This is a genomic window from Geotalea uraniireducens Rf4 (genome assembly GCF_000016745.1).
GTDB lineage: Bacteria > Desulfobacterota > Desulfuromonadia > Geobacterales > Geobacteraceae > Geotalea > Geotalea uraniireducens.
This window is the reverse complement of the sequence record NC_009483.1, coordinates 4,865,734-4,881,634: the sequence shown is the minus strand read 5'-3', so window position 1 is coordinate 4,881,634 and position 15,901 is coordinate 4,865,734. Positions and strand designations below refer to the sequence as shown.

17 protein-coding genes are annotated in these 15,901 nt (G+C 52.7%); all 17 read left to right on the top strand.

Translation table 11 applies throughout. The features are described 5' to 3' along the window. The first annotated feature begins 28 nt into the window (after positions 1-28). Positions 29-1,108, top strand: coding sequence for a sensor histidine kinase (locus GURA_RS21465; RefSeq protein ID WP_011940995.1), 1,080 nt, complete (start codon positions 29-31; stop codon positions 1,106-1,108). A 231-nt stretch (positions 1,109-1,339) separates the two neighbouring features. After that, the gene (locus GURA_RS21460) at positions 1,340-1,702 is read left to right on the top strand and encodes a response regulator (protein ID WP_011940994.1); all 363 of its coding nucleotides are present in this window, start codon (positions 1,340-1,342) and stop codon (positions 1,700-1,702) included. Next, a complete protein-coding gene (locus tag GURA_RS21455; protein WP_011940993.1) occupies positions 1,702-2,208 on the top strand; it encodes a chemotaxis protein CheX in 507 nt (168 codons plus the stop codon). Before GURA_RS21460 ends, GURA_RS21455 begins: the two co-directional genes overlap by 1 nt. Before the next feature lie 14 nt (positions 2,209-2,222). Beyond that, entirely contained in the window at positions 2,223-3,257 is a 1,035-nt protein-coding gene (locus GURA_RS21450) for a response regulator (RefSeq protein WP_011940992.1), read from the top strand. Between the two features lie 336 nt (positions 3,258-3,593). Then, positions 3,594-5,639: a tetratricopeptide repeat protein gene (locus tag GURA_RS21445; RefSeq protein ID WP_198134502.1), complete on the top strand. Its 2,046-nt coding sequence runs from the start codon at positions 3,594-3,596 to the stop codon at positions 5,637-5,639. Positions 5,640-5,769: 130 nt separating this feature from the next. Beyond that, positions 5,770-6,192: a flagellar basal body rod protein FlgB gene (gene flgB / locus GURA_RS21440; protein WP_011940990.1), complete on the top strand. Its 423-nt coding sequence runs from the start codon at positions 5,770-5,772 to the stop codon at positions 6,190-6,192. Beyond that, positions 6,193-6,633: a flagellar basal body rod protein FlgC gene (gene flgC, locus GURA_RS21435; protein ID WP_011940989.1), complete on the top strand. Its 441-nt coding sequence runs from the start codon at positions 6,193-6,195 to the stop codon at positions 6,631-6,633. Between the two features lie 58 nt (positions 6,634-6,691). Further along, positions 6,692-7,000: a flagellar hook-basal body complex protein FliE gene (gene fliE, locus GURA_RS21430; protein ID WP_011940988.1), complete on the top strand. Its 309-nt coding sequence runs from the start codon at positions 6,692-6,694 to the stop codon at positions 6,998-7,000. A gap of 63 nt (positions 7,001-7,063) precedes the next feature. Next, positions 7,064-8,641 (top strand): flagellar basal-body MS-ring/collar protein FliF, encoded by a 1,578-nt coding sequence (fliF, locus tag GURA_RS21425; RefSeq protein ID WP_011940987.1) that lies wholly within the window; start codon positions 7,064-7,066, stop codon positions 8,639-8,641. 20 nt (positions 8,642-8,661) lie between these two features. After that, on the top strand, positions 8,662-9,654 hold the full coding sequence (fliG, locus tag GURA_RS21420; protein ID WP_011940986.1) for a flagellar motor switch protein FliG: 993 nt from the start codon (positions 8,662-8,664) through the stop codon (positions 9,652-9,654). After that, entirely contained in the window at positions 9,641-10,450 is an 810-nt protein-coding gene (locus GURA_RS21415; RefSeq protein ID WP_011940985.1) for a FliH/SctL family protein, read from the top strand. The genes fliG and GURA_RS21415 overlap by 14 nt, the downstream gene beginning before the upstream one ends. Next, a complete protein-coding gene (fliI, locus tag GURA_RS21410) occupies positions 10,431-11,762 on the top strand; it encodes a flagellar protein export ATPase FliI (RefSeq protein ID WP_011940984.1) in 1,332 nt (443 codons plus the stop codon). Before GURA_RS21415 ends, fliI begins: the two co-directional genes overlap by 20 nt. Positions 11,763-11,841: 79 nt before the next feature. Next, positions 11,842-12,288 carry a flagellar export protein FliJ gene (fliJ, locus tag GURA_RS21405; protein WP_011940983.1) on the top strand — a complete coding sequence of 149 codons (447 nt, stop codon included), beginning with the start codon at positions 11,842-11,844 and terminating at the stop codon, positions 12,286-12,288. Beyond that, the gene (locus GURA_RS21400; RefSeq protein WP_011940982.1) at positions 12,285-12,830 is read left to right on the top strand and encodes a MotE family protein; all 546 of its coding nucleotides are present in this window, start codon (positions 12,285-12,287) and stop codon (positions 12,828-12,830) included. Before fliJ ends, GURA_RS21400 begins: the two co-directional genes overlap by 4 nt. A gap of 101 nt (positions 12,831-12,931) precedes the next feature. Beyond that, entirely contained in the window at positions 12,932-14,746 is a 1,815-nt protein-coding gene (locus GURA_RS21395; RefSeq protein ID WP_011940981.1) for a flagellar hook-length control protein FliK, read from the top strand. Between the two features lie 18 nt (positions 14,747-14,764). Then, on the top strand, positions 14,765-15,430 hold the full coding sequence (locus tag GURA_RS21390; protein WP_011940980.1) for a flagellar hook assembly protein FlgD: 666 nt from the start codon (positions 14,765-14,767) through the stop codon (positions 15,428-15,430). After that, a complete protein-coding gene (locus GURA_RS21385; protein WP_011940979.1) occupies positions 15,431-15,820 on the top strand; it encodes a TIGR02530 family flagellar biosynthesis protein in 390 nt (129 codons plus the stop codon). The last annotated feature ends 81 nt before the right edge of the window (positions 15,821-15,901 follow it).

The window sequence follows — 15,901 nt, the reverse complement described above, 5'->3', positions numbered from 1 at the left end:
CTTCTGGCAATAACCGATAAGAGTCATTATGGAAAAAAGCGGATTGACACATACGGGATCTCCAAAAGAGGACGCTCTTTCTCTTTCCAATAGGTCTGCTATTGTCGGCATGCTTATGGACAGCGTAGGCATAGGCGTGATCTTTGTCGAGACCAGCGGACGACTTACACTCATCAACCGCAAGGCCGAGGCAATACTGCAAGCCTCCGGCAGTTCCGTACTGGGCAAAAGGGTTGATATGCTGCCGCTGCGCACCGCTATTTACAAGGTTCTGAGTGAAGATTGCAGCGAGACTCCTGTTGAGATGAGCATTGACGGTGCGGTAATCACCGTCAAATCATCCGAATTATATGCTCCTGACGGCGAAATACTGGGAGAGATGTTCGAGTTGCGCGATGTTACCGAAGATAAGAAAGAAAAGAGGCAGCGCGAAGAGATAGTTGCCATGATGACCCACGATCTCAAGTCTCCATTGACGGTTTTGATGGGATACGTCCAGACGCTGAAGGGGGAAATGCCGCAAAAGATCGACATTTCGCTTCAGCCTTGTCTGAAGGAGATGGACAGGAGCGCTCTAAAGCTTCTTGCCATGATAGAGGACGTCTTGGACGCTTACCGGCTGGAGGTGGGTCTCCTGCAGATTAATTGTGCCGTCTGTGATATCGGCGCACTGCTTGATGGGTGCTGCTGTGACGGATTACGTGAAGCCCAGGCGCGCGGTTCGAATCTTACCTGTAACATCAGTGAGGGGATTCCTCCTCTCAAGGTCGATGGCAAGCAGCTTTCACGGGTCTTTGCCAACCTTATCGGCAATGCGTTGAAGTTTACCCCTCGCCGCGGCTCAGTCACGGTGACTGCTGAAGTGCGGGAGGATAAGGTTTTTGTTTCCGTTAAAGATACCGGGATCGGGATCCCGCAGAAAGATGTGCCGCGGATCTTTAACAAGTATTTTCGATCCTCTGCCGCTACCGGCTTCAAAGGGACCGGCCTTGGCCTGACCATCAGTAAAGCTATTGTGGAAGCTCACAGCGGTACGATCGAAGTTGAAAGTGTGGAGGGCGAAGGCAGCTGCTTTTCGGTCATCATTCCTCTGGGAGCCTGTCATTGACAGAATCCTCCACTTTTTTTCAAGGTTTCTTCTGACGTGCCATGCACCCTAAAGTTTTCTCTTGGCCGACCGATTAAATATACATCTGATGAATAAGCCGATCAGGGGATATCTATGGCAGATTGAACCGGGGTAAATGGGGAAGAGAGCCTGGAGCATGAAGGCCGGGTTGATGGCGGCTTTCAAAAAAATGACACTCATTGTGCGAAAGAAAAATAAGGAGGGTGCAAAATGGCAAACGTGTTAATTGTCGATGATTCATCTACCATGAGAAAAATTATTTCCCGATCATTGCGGCAGGCGGGACTGGTCCTGGATGATATCTATGAGGCTGGTGACGGGATCGAAGGACTCAGTGTTCTCGGGGAAAAAACAGTGGGCCTCATCCTTTCCGACATCAATATGCCGAACATGGACGGACTGGAATTCATCAAACAGGTGCGGGCCAGTGGCAAGACGATGCCGATCGTGATGATAACCACCGAAGGGGGCGAGGATGTTCTGAAAGAGGCCATGACCAATGGGGCCAGCGACAGCATTAAAAAGCCGTTCACTCCTGAGCAGCTTAATGAAAAATTGGGAGGGATGCTGTGATGACTTTGAATTTAGCTGTTTCTGAATCCGTCCATATGCAGGAAGAAGATCTGGCAGGTTATGTAATCCATGCCACAAAGGAAGTATTCAATACGATGGTGATGCTTGACCTGGAAGACTCCTATCCGTTACGTGAACCGGTCACCACGTTTCATTGCAGCGTTACCGGCATGGTCGGACTCGCAGGGACCTATACCGGCATCCTCTCCATTCATTGTCCCAGGTCATTCGCCTTACGAATTACCTCCAACATGCTCGGCATGGAGGTGGATGAGGTCGGTGAAGACGTCAACGACGCTTTGGGTGAGATTGCCAATATGTTAGGCGGATACGTCAAGCAGATTCTCTCAAAGGGAGGGCTTGATATAAACCTTTCCATACCGACAGTCATCTCGGGCGAAGAATACACGGTCAACTCCATGTCCGACAGTAATTGCGTGATAATTCCTTTTACCAATGAAGGTGAAAGGTTTCTCGTAGGACTTAAATTAAGAAAAGAGATGTAGTAACGGAGCTGGATATGGCAGAGTTCAAAGAACTGAAAAAGATGCTCGATGCTGCACTGAAACAGGCCGGCGAAGAGAGCAGCATGCTATTGGGGCAGACGCTTGCGGTAAATGGCTCAGAGCTTCTGAACACCAATCGCCAGAGCTACTTTACCGATATGGACGATGCGATTTTTGTGGTCGGCGTCGAATCCAGAGAGGAGTATCCGGGGCGGTTTTATCTCCTCTTTTCCCTCGGTGACACCATAGTTATGAGCAGTATTCTTCTCGGTATCCCACCTGCCAGGATTGCCGAAAAGAGACGGTTGTGCATTATGGGCGATGACGATATAGATGCCTTCGGAGAAATTGCCAACCAGATCATCGGCTCGTTCAATTCGGTGTTTCAGCCAAACTTGCCTAATAAGGTCCACCTGAAACTCCTCCCCCCGCAAAAGTTTATCCCTGAAATTGATCAGCTCACCAATGAAGAGCCCTTGCCCGAAGGTGATTACCTGATGTTTCGCGCGCCTCTGGAGACAGAGGGGCAGGAGATGCATTCTGTCGACATCATGGTCCCGCTGGCCCTGGCCAATCTCTTTGATCCCCAGCAAGAGCAGCAGGTTGAGTCTGCGCCCACGACCGAAACGGCCGATGACGGGGGGGAAAATCCCGCCAACGCGGCCAAAGCCGGCTCCCGACCGGAGACAATCCTCATCCTCAGCGAGGATTCGCACGAGAGGCAGATGGTCAAAGATTGCCTCGCCTCCATAGGCTTGCAACTTGTTGATGCGCCTATAGGCGCGGATATTAATGACCTGCTTAACGATGCCGAGGTTAAGGTCGCGGTAATCGAAGTTGCTGAAACGGGAGAACGGGACCTTGCTGTCTGTAACAGAATAAACGCACAAAGTAAAAAGGCGCCCCTTCCCATTATCATGTGTGCCGGTGAATGGACCCGCACGAGCGTACTCAAGGCCCTTAAATACGGGGCAAGTGATATAATCATGAAACCCATTGACGCCGAAGAATTAATGGCAAAGGTAAAAAGATTCCTCCATGCTGCTTAACCGGCGTCAATAAATCCTTGCCCGTCACCATTTTTTTGACCTCCCCAAATCCCCCTGTTTCTCTTAATCCTTGACAGAGTGCGTTCTAACGCACTGCGTTCAACGGCACGTCTTTTGCCTTACAAAGCTGTGAAACGGATGCCGGCCAATAATCTGTCAACATTCATCGATCCAATAACTTTTCTTTGACGGGAAGAATTACTCGAATTTGCATCAAGACCACTAAATATGGAATCTCCAGACTTATTAATTACAGCCGCAGCAACCCGGTTTGATCGTATGTCGAAACGCACCAGACTACGCGTAGTTTGGGCGGGTTGGTTTGTTTTGTGCCTGATGGTCGCTCCTGAAGCGATGGCGCAGGGCCTCACCCGTTTGCAGGGGGTGGAAATCAATCGGCATGGGAGCTACACCCGCATTATCTTCAAGCTTGATAACCTTTTCACGTATTCACTGACGCAACTGCCGAATCAAATCCGACTCACCTTAAAGAGTGCCGACTCGCCACGCTTCAGGAGGTTCAACTCCTATTCGGACACCCATATCGGGGGGGTTGCTTTTTCCCAGCGCGGCAATGATGTACACGTGGCCATCGCGGCGAAAAACACGATAACGGGGGTGCGAATCCTCGACCAGGCGGAAAATGTCCTGACTGTCGATGTCGGCTCCTTTCCCGGGCAACAGGATGCCCCTGCTATCGTCCCTGGCCGGGAGCGGATATTGAGCGGGACTGAGAAACTGATCAGGGAGTTTGATCCGCCGTTGCGCGCCGAAATTCCATTTATCCCGACTGATAGCCGTCAGCTTCAGAAGGTGATTGCCGGAGAAGACGTACTCCTCTTTCAAAAAGGGGAAGGCTTTCTCTACACTGAAAAGGCTGCCGAGGCCGTAGAGGTTTTTAGCTATTTCCTCAACAAGGATACGCCGATGCGGGCGCTTGCTTCCTATCGCCAGGGTGAGGCCCTCTATCTATTGGAAAGGTATGAGCCGGCATTAAAGGCTTTTCGCGAAGGAGAGCGGCTCTGGCCTGAGTATCTGTCGTTGAATCCCGCAGCAACCTTTTACTACGCGGACAGCATTGCACGCATGGGAAATCTGGCAGATGGCAGACGGCTGCTGGTTCGCTTGATTGCACAGTTGGCAGATAAAACCTATGCACCGATGCTACTGGATCGCCTTGCCGACATCCTGGCCCGTAACGGCAGGGAAAAGGAAGCCGTTACCATATACAAGACCGTGGCGGAAAATTTTGCCGGAAGCAAGGCGGCCAACCACGCCGCATTGAAACTGGCCGACAGGCGGGTATTTTTCGTTGGCTTTGAAGATTATCAATCCTTGATGAGGATATATCAGGATATCTACAAATCCTCGGGTGACGTCTTTCTCAGGGATGATGCCCATTTCAAGGCAGCGTTCCTCGAATCGCTGTATGGTCAGAGTGAAACGGCTTTAGCCGCCATATGTCAATATGAAAAGCTATATCCACAGGGAATATTTGTCGCTATTGCCCGGGGCATTCGCGAAGATCTGCTCTTGCAGGTCTACCGCGAACGGTATGCGGCAAAGGATTATGAGGGGGTTGTCAAGCTGGCGCAACAAAACCGCGATTATCTGTCCCGATGTTTTACCGACGATCAATTTATCCGCCGGCTGTCAGAGGGATTTGCAGATATTCACAAGCCTGTCGCGGAGCTGGAGTTGTTACACTATCTTGCCGAGCGGGAATGGGCGGCGTCCGCTGCCCCGTTCATGTATGGGCGGATTATCGACAACGCCGTGACGCTGGACGATATTCCCCAGGCCGAAGCGACTGCCCGGAGTTTCCTGATCAGGTTCCCCCGTCATCCAGATACTCACCATGTGCTTGAGCATCTGGGAGAAATCAGTTTTTTTAAAAAGGATATGTCCGGTGTTGTTGCCGAACTTTCCTGGCTTTTCAAGCCGGGAGTGAAGGCAGAATTTCTGAATAGCTATTATTACCTGGGGAAAGCGCTTGCAACCTCGCGGGATTATAAAAGGGCTGACATGACCCTGACCAGGTATGTTGATGGGTTACGGCAGGCCGGGATGTCATCGCCACTGGCCGGTGACGCATATTTTACCGTCGGCTCAGGCAGAAAAAAAGTCGGGGACTACCGGGGAGCCATGGTTGCCTATCGCACCGGGCTTGAAACTGCCGGTAATGAGATGCGGGATCAGTTTCTTTATACGATGGGTGAACTGAATCTGCACCAGAAGAATTACAAAGAAGCCAAGGTCCTGTGGGATCGAATTGTAAAGGAAGGTAGCGATCCTGTCTGGCGCAAAATGGCTCAACAGGCCATCAGTGACCAGGAGTGGCAGGAGAATAACGGAGGGCGTGCTTCAGGGTTGTCAAAATAATGACTTTGTTCGGAAACGAAGGGCCAAATTAATGCGACAAACTGCCTTGCGGGGTATAACTATCTGTAATGACGGATGAAATTTACTGGTATGGGTTTTGCTAGTATACGAGATGGGTAAGGAGGTGTATATGCCGGTTGATGGAATTTTTGGAGTAACAGTTAATGTCTTGAGCAAGAGTCTTGACCTGAGGGCCAGAAACCATAGCCATATTTCGGCGAACCTTGCCAATGCTGAAACTCCCGGCTATACGCCCACCGAGCTTTCCTTTGAGGGTGAGCTGAAAGAAGCGCTCAAAGGGAAAGGGAAAAATAAAGGATCGATTACCAATCCGCGACATATCCCTCTTCGCGGAGGGAGCACGACAATTGACGGTGTCAGGGGAAGTGTGATCGAAACACCGGCGAGTTCGCCCGGCGTTGACGGCAATAAGGTCGAATTGGAGAATGAAATGGGGCGAATGGTGGAAAACCAGATCATGTATAACGCAACAGTGCAGCTTTTGGGGAAAAAGTTCGACGGGATAAAAACTGCCATAAGGGGAGGAAACTAAATGGACTTCTTTACGTCAATGGATATCAGTTCCTCTGCGTTGACTGCCGAGAGGACCAGGATGAACCTGATTTCCAGCAACCTGGCCAATGCCAATTCGACGAGGACTGCTGAAGGCGGGCCGTACCGGCGCAAGGATGCGGTATTTTCTGCGCGGCCCGTGGCCGAATCCTTCAGTTCCGTCTTCAGCAAAACCGGTAACAGGGGGGTGCCGCAACAGGTCGGCGTAGTGCAGATCAATGAAGACCAGAACCCGCCGCGATTGCAGTATGACCCGACCCATCCCGATGCAAACCAGCAAGGGTATGTGGCGCTGCCTAATGTAAATGTCGTTGAGGAAATGGCGGATATGATTGCTGCCACACGAACCTATGAGGCTAATGTTACGGCGGCTCAGGCGGCAAAGAGCATGGCGATGAAAACCCTTGAACTTGGACGATAAATCACGCTGAAAGCGCTCGGAAGCGTTAAATGTACAGCAAGTTTTTCAGGAGGAGCAGATGGTAATAAAGGGGATTGAAAGTGGGGTTGGGGTCGAACGTGCATTTCCCTCACCCATTGCCAAAGAGACCAAGGTTGCTGCACCGGCCGAAGATTTCAGCAAATATCTGGGTGAAATGGTCGGCAAGGTAAACGAAATGCAGGTAACGGCGGACAAGTCGATTCAGAGTCTTGCCGTCGGGGAATCCAAGGGGCTCCATGAGGTTATGCTCGCCGTGGAAAAGGCGAGCATTTCCTTCCAGTTTCTCAGCCAGGTGCGCAACAAGGCGGTTGAGGCGTATCAAGAGGTTATGCGGATGCCGGTATAAGCGGTTCCCATGGGAAATACATTCCACCAACAGAACGGATTTGTAGATTGATACGGAGTTTGCATGCAGGAAGGTTTTAAAAAACTGCTTGAACCGTTTCTTACGCTCCCCCCAGCCAAACGCCTGATTGTGGCAGGGGTTGCTGTAGCTTCTCTCGTGGCCTTTGCGGCTCTGATCGTAGTCGCCAACAAGACCGATTATCGTCCTTTGTTCGCCAACCTGACTACCGAAGATGCCGGTGAGATCGTCAAAAAACTCAAGGACCAGAAAGTCCCATATCAGATCGCCGCTGATGGCAAAGCAATTCTTGTCCCATCCGACAAGGTTTATGATTTGCGGCTCTCGCTGGCGAGCGAAGGGCTTCCCCAAGGGGGCGGGGTAGGATTTGAGATATTCGACCGGAAAAATTTCGGCATGACGGAGTTCGTCCAGAAGCTTAACTATCAACGCGCTTTGCAGGGAGAGTTGTCACGCACCATCGCTCAGCTTGCCGGTGTGGAACAGGCCCGGGTTCACCTGGCGATAGCAGAAAAATCCCTGTTCAAGGACAATGAAAAGCCAACGACCGCTTCTGTTGTGCTGAAGATGAAGTCGAACCACACGCTTCGCGAAAACGAAGTGCAGGGTGTTGTGCACCTGGTGGCTTCTTCCATCGAGGGGATGGACCCTGAAAACGTGACAGTTCTTGACAGTCGCGGGAAAATGCTGAGTAAAGTAGGCGCTTCGGACCTTACGAGCAAGATGACCAGCACCATGCAGGAAACCCAGAGAACTTATGAAAAGAACCTTGAAGATCGGCTGCAGACACTCTTGGACAAGGTTGTGGGGACAGGCAAGTCGGTGGCGCGCGTTTCAGCAACGTTCGATTTTAAGCAGGTAGAAAAATATGAAGAGAGATACGACCCCGAATCCGCCGCTGTACGCAGCGAGCAGCGCAGCGAGGAAAAGGGGGGGGCGTCCACCGTTGCCGCAGGTGTTCCCGGCGTGCAGTCTAACATGGCGAAGGCCGCTCCTGCAGGAGTCACTTCCGGCGGGGGGTCAAAGAGCGATGAAACCCTCAATTACGAGGTGAGCCGCTCGACTGCCCGGATTATCGAACCGGTCGGGAGCATGAACAAGGTATCCGTAGCAATTCTTGTTGACGGCAAGTATGTGGCGCCGGCAAGCGCCAAAGAAGGCGCAACGGCCAAGGCCAAATATCAGCCGCGCACTCCCGATGAGCTGCAGAAAATCGAAGCCCTCGTCAAAAGCGCAGTCGGGTTTAATGCAGAGCGTGGCGATCAGGTAACGGTTGCCAATATCCCCTTCCAGGAAACCGACGACGGCGGGGCAAGCGATCAGGATAAATGGTGGAATGCGCCGATAATGCAGGCGCTCTTGAAAAACCTGTTGATTGCCTTAGGCTTTTTCGCCCTTCTTTTCCTCGTAATCCGGCCGCTGTTGAAAACGTTGAAACCGCACAAGGCCGCTTCTACTTTCCAGCCGCTGCCCGAAGATGATGCGGCGATGCAGCTGGCCGAAGTGCATAAACAGCAACTGGAGATGCAGAGTCTCAACCAATTGGAATTGATTGAAAAGGTCAAGCAGGACCCTTATCAGGTAGCGCAAATCCTGCAAAACTGGTTGTCTCACAAAGATTAAACAGTTGTTAGAGGTGTTACATGACCGGAGCCGATAAGGCGGCGATACTGCTCATATACCTTGGGCCTGAAGCGACGAGCAAGGTATTTGAACATATGGACGATGTCGATATAAAAAAAATCAGCCAGAGCATGGCGCGGCTGGGTCATGTTTCGCGTGAAGAGATCCAAGCCGTGGTTAGCGAGTTTACCGACATTACCAACCCGGAATCCGGGTTTTTTTCCCAGGGAGAAGAGTTTGTCAAGAAGATCCTGGAAAAGGCTCTCGGCGTGCAAAAAGCGCAAAGCCTTCTCCAGGAACTGCGTACCTCCAGCATCGGGGATATGGTGGATGTCCTTGCCAGCATGGATTCAAAAACCATCGCCAACTTTTTTTCCCAAGAACACCCCCAGACCATTGCAGTCATACTTGCCAAGCTGAAGCCGAAACAGACCAGTGAAATAATCGGGCTTCTCCCCCAAGAGCTTCAGGCCGACGTAGTGATACGTATTGCCGAGGTTGACCAGGTTTCACCGGAAATTATTGCCGAAATCGACGAGGTCATACGCAAGGAATTGACGTCCCTTGGCGGAATCCAGAGGTTCAAGGTGGGGGGCGTGGAAAAGGTGGTGGATATGTTTGGCTACCTTGACCGGAGCAGAGAGAAGAAGATCCTCGATCGACTCGATGTCCTCAATCAGCCTCTGGCGGAGGTAATCCGCAAACATCTCTTTACCTTTGAAGATATCTTCAAGCTGGATGATCGGGCTATTCAGTCGATCATGCGCGAGGTGAGCAACGATACCCTGACCCTGGCCATGAAGACTTCACCGGACGATGTGAAGGATAAGATCTTCCGCAATATCTCCTCCCGTGCAGCGGATATGATCCGGGAGGACCTGGAGGTATTGGGGCCGGTACGGCTTTCGGACGTGGAAAAGGCCCAGTCCGAGATCATAAAAGTCGTGAGGAAAATGGAAGAGGAAGGAAAGGTGGTTATTGCAGGCCGCGGGGGTGACGATGTCCTCGTCTAATATTATCAAGTTGAATCGCTCTGAAGAGGAAGGCTTTGTTTGCTTCAACTTCCAGGAGTTGACGGAGAAAGAGGACTTTGAAGCTGTGAGTTGCGAGGCCGGCGACAACTTTGTCCCGATCCTCCTCGGCAGATGCAGAGAGCAGGATGCAATACGCGTCGGGGAAGATGACTCCGAGGCGGATGCAGCGCCGGTAGAGGCGGCAGAGGAAGAAATTATTCCCGGGATTTCCGAGGAAGAGGCAGCGAGGAAAGTGCAGGCGGCTTTTAATGAAGGGGTTCGCGAAGGAAGTCGCCAGGCCGAAGAGTCTCTGTCCAAGGTGAGCGAGGCCCTGGCAAAAGCCCTGCTCAGCACGGGCGGCCTACGGCAGAAAGTCATGCAGGAAAGTGAAGAAGATCTGCTCACTCTTGCCGTTATGATAGCAAGAAAGATCATTCTTCAGGAGATATCCATTGACCGGAGGATACTGGTAAGCATCGTAAAAGAGGCGGTGAGCAACGTTTCCGACGGTGATGAAGTCGTCGTCAGGCTGAATCCGGCCGATTACGAGATAGTCGCCGACAACAAGCAGTTTTCTCCCGGCGCAAACGAGAAACGACGGATGACGCTCAAAGCGGATGAAAACATTCCCAGCGGCGGTTGTCTGGTCGATACGTCAATGGGGGCGATAGACGCAAGGATTGATGCTCAGATTGACGAGATTTTCCGGCGCTTCACGGAGGAACGCAGCTTTCTCATCGATTCCCCGGAGAAAACGGTGATTGAGGATTACAGAGATGTCTCTCAGCAAGATTGATTTAAGCCGTTTTATGCACGCCGTCGAAGCGGTGAAGCCGATAAGGCTTCACGGCAAGGTGACGCAGGTGGTGGGGCTCGTTATCGAAGGATTTTGCCCGGAAACCGCTGTCGGGACGCTCTGTGAGATTAATTCCCATGGGAGCGATCCGATCCCTGCCGAGGTGGTTGGTTTCCGCGACAACAAGACCCTTCTGATGCCATTGGGAGAGTTGCGTGGTGTGGGGTTGGGCAGCCTGATATCGGTGCGACGGGAAAAAGCCTCGCTAGGCGTAGGACCGGCTCTCCTGGGGCGTGTCATAGACGGGCTCGGGTCGCCGATTGATGACCGGGGGGCGATTATTACCGGCGAAGAATATCCCATCTACGCCATGCCGGTAAACCCCATGAAGCGTCGTCCGATCCGCGAACCGCTCGATCTCGGCATCAGGGCCATAAACGGCCTTCTGACCTGTGGCGAGGGACAGCGTGTGGGGATAATGGCCGGATCGGGGGTCGGCAAATCGACCCTGCTCGGCATGATTGCCCGCTATACCGAGGCGGATGTCAATGTGATCGCACTCATCGGTGAGCGCGGGAGGGAACTCCGGGAGTTTATCGAAAAGGATTTGCAGGAGGAAGGTCTGAAGAAGTCGGTGGTGGTGGTGGCTACCTCGGACCAGCCGCCGCTGGTACGGATGCGCGGAGCGTATATCGCCACTACCATTGCCGAGTATTTTCAGGCACAGGGGAAAAAGGTGCTGCTGATGATGGATTCCGCCACCCGCTTTGCCATGGCCATGCGGGAGGTGGGGCTGGCAATAGGTGAGCCGCCGACCACGAAGGGGTATACGCCGTCGGTCTTCGCCGCTCTTCCCAAATTGCTGGAGCGGGCGGGAAATTTTCACGGCGGGAGTATTACCGGGCTCTACACGGTACTTGTTGAAGGGGATGATTTTAACGAACCGGTTTCCGATGCCATGCGCAGCATTCTCGACGGGCACATCATACTGTCCCGGGAGTTGGCAGCCAGAAACATCTATCCTCCCATAGATGTTCTCAATAGCGCCAGCCGGGTTATGATGGATGTCACTTCCAGGGAGCACCAGAAACTGGCAGGCGGGTTCAAAGGGGTGCTTGCAACCTATCGCCAGGCCGAAGACCTGATAAATATCGGTGCCTATAAGCCGGGGAGCAATCCGAAGATCGATTACGCCATTGCCAAGATAGAGCATATGAATTCCTATCTGAAGCAGGATGTCAACGACGGCGTGGAGGTGGACGCCGCCGTGGCCTCATTGGCAGAGATTTTCGATGCTTCCATGGCGTTGTGAGGGGCTGGCGGCAGTTCAGGAGAAGGTCGTTTCAATCCGCGACGTTGTGAAACAGATTGAGTAGCTATTGAGGTGCGTCATGGCAAAAAAGGGGTTTGAACTTGATCAGGTCCTCAACTTCCGCATGGAAGTGGAGAAGATGCGGAAGATTGATTTCGCCACTGCAAAACAGGAATTCGAGGGTGCCAACGAGCAGCTGATGAAGGAAGAAGAGGCCATGAGCCATCTTATTCACGAATTCGCCGACAAGCAGAAAGACGGCATATCCGCGGCTGAATTACTGCTTTATGCCGATTTCAGCCGGAAAAAAACAGTGGACATTCGGGAGCATCGTCAGGCGGTAATTTCCCTTGAAAGAAAAATGACAGAAAAGAGAGAAACCCTTCTCGATGCAGCCAAGGACAAGAAAGTGCTGGAAGCTTTCAAGGATCGTAAAATCCGGGCGTATAACCAGGGTATTGCGGAAAAGGAGAGGCATTTTCTTGACGAGATATCCATTCAGAAGACCGGGCATGGCAAAAGATGAAAAAGTTTATATTTCTGATTTCCCTGACGATTATTATGTTGCTCTGGCTGTCTGACATGGATTTTTCCTCTGTGCGCAGGGGCGCTCAGGCTGCAAGTCAAACTGCCTCCAAAACCGCGGAACGGGGCGCCGTGCGTGCCGTATCTCCGTCCAGGCCCGAAAGTGATGAGGCTGCGGCGCTGGAGACGAAAAGGCAGCAATTGATGGAGAAAGAAGCCGCCTTAAAGGTCAAGGAAGAGGAACTTAATAAAATGTCCGCCAGCCTGGAGAGCCGGATAAACGGGTTGAACGCTGCCAGGAAGGCGATGGACGCCTCCGTGCAGGCCAAGAAAAAAGAGGAGAGCGAGCGTTTCAAGAAGATGCTGAAGATATACAAGTCGCTCAGACCTGAAGAGGCGGGGAAACTGCTGGACAAACTGGACGAATCCCTGGTCATCGAGATGCTCGACCGGATGGACCAGAAAACGGTCGTGAAACTCATCCCCTATCTCAACCAGCCGCGGGTTCTGACGTGGACCAGGGAGAACATCGTCGCCAGGTAATGAAGGATAAACCGCGCACTCCGGCAGTCGGGTGCCGCTCATAGAGTTATGTCGGGGGATTATAACCTCGACCCATCCCACAGAGAAAGGAGGTGAAAACAATGGAAATAATGCAAATCATTCCGCAGTCGCTCCCCCCCGCGCTTCCCGGTGCAGGCCTGATGACTTCTGACAAAACGGGGCATGTCCCGGTGCGGACTCCATCAGGCAGCAGCGCATTTGCCGCACTGTTGCGGGAGATGGCGTCGTCATCCCCACCGGGCATGGCGATGGAGGAGCTTGTCGGCAAAAGCGGTATGCCGGCAGTACCGGAAGAGGCGACAGTTGCTGTGAAGCCCGGGAAAAAGGAATCGGAGACGGAAGAATCATCATCCGCAACCAATGAACTCCCTTTACCCATGATGATTGCGGCCAATGGGATGCCGATGGCCATGGCGTCAATCCTGCCAAGCCAGATGCAGGATATGGCTGCACAAACGGAATCGGTGGGAACGACGGCTGTTGCAGAAGGGCTTAATCCCGCGGCAACGGTTGCTCAACAGCAAGGCGGCGTTGTTAAAACCGAAGAAGAGGTGGTGTTGCCTGACAGTGTCCTTCCTGCTGCAAAACCGACACCGTTAATTCCGCAACCGTCAATGGCAAGCAAGGATGCGTCGCCCGTCGATATCGTGCTACAGCAGTCAAATCCCGCGCCGGCAGCTGAGCAGCCTGCCTCTGCTGCCCAACCGGTCATGGTTGCTCCGAAGCTGCCTCCGCGGGCAGACAACCATGAATTACCGGACACCTTTCATCCCCCGGCAAAACCAGACGTTACAGCTGCCATTATGTCGAAGGCCGAAAATGCAGCTGCCCAGCCTGGCGAACCCGTAGCCGGCGATGCAAAACCGCTTCCCCAATCAAGTAGCCATACGGTTTTTCCGGAAACGGTTCAATTTGTTGCAAAAGCTCCCGAAACCTCCTCTCCGCAACAGGTTAATGTCAATGCAGCCGGACAAACTGTCCCTTCACAACCGCCACTGACAGCAACTCCGGCGCAAGCAGCTTCCGCTCTTCAAGGTTCCGGGAACAATGCCGGTGAAGTTCAAATACCGGTAATTACCGAACCTTTGGTGACGACGCAGCCCGAGACCAACCAGCAGCAATCGCCAGCACAGTCCCCGTCTGATCCCGTTGTCATCGCAAAGTCGGCCCAGGAAAAAGCCGTCCACCAGGTGCGTTACGAGACCAACCAGCATCTGCACGGGGTAGCTGAATCGTCCGAGGCGAAAAGTGCGGACTCCATTGCCACGACGCCTGACACTGCCAAGGTAGAAGTCGTTTTTCAGGAACCGTCTTCCCGTAAAGAGTTTTTTGACGGGGAGAACAGCAGCAGATCCGGCATGAATGAAAAAATGCCGGGGACCCTTCATAACGGAGCAGTTACCGATGTTCCGAAGAACTTTTCCGTCCCCGAGCCTCAGCCAAAAACGGAAGGGACAAAAACTGCGTTGTCGGAAAGCATCCTTGCCCAGGTAAAAGACGGTATGGCTACCCACGATGCAAAGGGACGCAACCAGATTACCATTTCCCTAAAGCCGGCTGAACTGGGGGAGCTGAAAATCAACGTCAGCATGGTGGATCAGCGGCTAAAAGTTGAAATCGTGGCGGAAAACCGGATGGTGAAAGATGCCCTCATGGGTAACCTGGACAGCCTCAAGGAGACCTTGTTGAAGCAGAATCTGACCATGGACAAATTCGATGTCCAGACCGGCGTCGGGCATGGTTTCAACCAGTCGTTCGGGGATGAAAAATGGGTGCCCCGGAATCAGTCTCATAAAAACTTTACCAACGTGGCGGGACCGACCGATGATGGAGCGGAACAGCGAGTCAGTTATCTGACTACAGGCAATAATTCGTTAGTGGATGTGAGATTTTAAAAAAAGGAGGTGATAGTTATGATTAACTCAGTTTCAGCTTCGAATGATTCCACTGCGGCTGCGGCTGCAATGAAAAAGGCAACCGGCATGAACAAGGATGACTTTCTCAAGCTGTTCGTGACCCAGTTGCAAAACCAGGACCCGATGAATCCCCAGGACAGCTCCCAGTTTATTTCGCAGCTGGCCCAGCTTACCCAGGTGGAACAGGCGTATAATACCAATTCCAACCTGCAAGACATGCTGAATCAGGCAAACAACACGACGACACTGTCTGCCGTATCGTTCATCGGCAAGGAGGTCGTTGCGCCCGGGGCGCAGGTCAGTCTTCAGGCCGGCCGCCCAGCGGTCATCAATTACAGGTTGCCTTCAGCTGCACAAACGGTAACGCTTTCGATCACGGATGCAAGCGGCGCAACGGTCAAAACCCTGACCCAGGGCCGGACAGCGGCGGGAGACGGCTCTATTGCCTGGGACGGCACCGACAGCATAGGTCGGCAATTACCGGCCGGAACTTACAACGTTGCCGTAACCGGCGGCAATGTTGACGGCACCACCTTTGCCGGCACGCCGTTGATCAAAGGGAAGGTCGACGGGGTCAATATGGAAGGGGCCAGTCCAAGCCTGACCATAGGTGCATTGCAGGTCCCGATTGCCAACATCCTCAGCGTGAAGGGGGTGGTGTGAGTGGTTGACAACATATTTTTCCCGCAGCCGATCCAGGCGCCTACCCGTCAGACTCCGATAAAGCCGTCACAGGAAAAGCCGGCCGGTTCTGATTCACCCTTTGCCAGGATTCTTGAAGCAAAACTGCCGAACCAGGCCGTAAAATTTTCGCAACACGCTCAGGAGAGATTGAAAGCGCGGGGGATCAGCTTGAGTGAAACGGACATGAAAAAGCTCGCGGGGGCGGTCGACAGTGTCGCGCAAAAGGGGGGCAAGGAGTCTCTGGTCATGCTGGGTGATGCAGCCTTTGTGGTGAGTGTCAAAAACCGGACAGTGGTTACGGCCATGGACCGGGCCCACATGCAGGGGAACGTCTTTACCAACATCGACTCCGCCGTATTTCTAAAATGAAGCTGTTCGACGTTCCATGTTCGATGTTCGATGTCAAAAGCAATTAAACCTCGAACCTCGAACTTCGAACTTCGAACCTCA

Excerpts from the sequence above, each read along its gene's own strand:
- GURA_RS21465 (WP_011940995.1), top strand. The coding sequence starts at position 29 with ATGGAAAAAAGCGGATTGACACATACGGGATCTCCAAAAGAGGACGCT.
- GURA_RS21460 (WP_011940994.1), top strand. The coding sequence starts at position 1,340 with ATGGCAAACGTGTTAATTGTCGATGATTCATCTACCATGAGAAAAATT.
- GURA_RS21455 (WP_011940993.1), top strand. The coding sequence starts at position 1,702 with ATGACTTTGAATTTAGCTGTTTCTGAATCCGTCCATATGCAGGAAGAA.
- GURA_RS21450 (WP_011940992.1), top strand. The coding sequence starts at position 2,223 with ATGGCAGAGTTCAAAGAACTGAAAAAGATGCTCGATGCTGCACTGAAA.
- GURA_RS21445 (WP_198134502.1), top strand. The coding sequence starts at position 3,594 with ATGGTCGCTCCTGAAGCGATGGCGCAGGGCCTCACCCGTTTGCAGGGG.
- flgB (WP_011940990.1), top strand. The coding sequence starts at position 5,770 with ATGCCGGTTGATGGAATTTTTGGAGTAACAGTTAATGTCTTGAGCAAG.
- flgC (WP_011940989.1), top strand. The coding sequence starts at position 6,193 with ATGGACTTCTTTACGTCAATGGATATCAGTTCCTCTGCGTTGACTGCC.
- fliE (WP_011940988.1), top strand. The coding sequence starts at position 6,692 with ATGGTAATAAAGGGGATTGAAAGTGGGGTTGGGGTCGAACGTGCATTT.
- fliF (WP_011940987.1), top strand. The coding sequence starts at position 7,064 with ATGCAGGAAGGTTTTAAAAAACTGCTTGAACCGTTTCTTACGCTCCCC.
- fliG (WP_011940986.1), top strand. The coding sequence starts at position 8,662 with ATGACCGGAGCCGATAAGGCGGCGATACTGCTCATATACCTTGGGCCT.
- GURA_RS21415 (WP_011940985.1), top strand. The coding sequence starts at position 9,641 with ATGTCCTCGTCTAATATTATCAAGTTGAATCGCTCTGAAGAGGAAGGC.
- fliI (WP_011940984.1), top strand. The coding sequence starts at position 10,431 with ATGTCTCTCAGCAAGATTGATTTAAGCCGTTTTATGCACGCCGTCGAA.
- fliJ (WP_011940983.1), top strand. The coding sequence starts at position 11,842 with ATGGCAAAAAAGGGGTTTGAACTTGATCAGGTCCTCAACTTCCGCATG.
- GURA_RS21400 (WP_011940982.1), top strand. The coding sequence starts at position 12,285 with ATGAAAAAGTTTATATTTCTGATTTCCCTGACGATTATTATGTTGCTC.
- GURA_RS21395 (WP_011940981.1), top strand. The coding sequence starts at position 12,932 with ATGGAAATAATGCAAATCATTCCGCAGTCGCTCCCCCCCGCGCTTCCC.
- GURA_RS21390 (WP_011940980.1), top strand. The coding sequence starts at position 14,765 with ATGATTAACTCAGTTTCAGCTTCGAATGATTCCACTGCGGCTGCGGCT.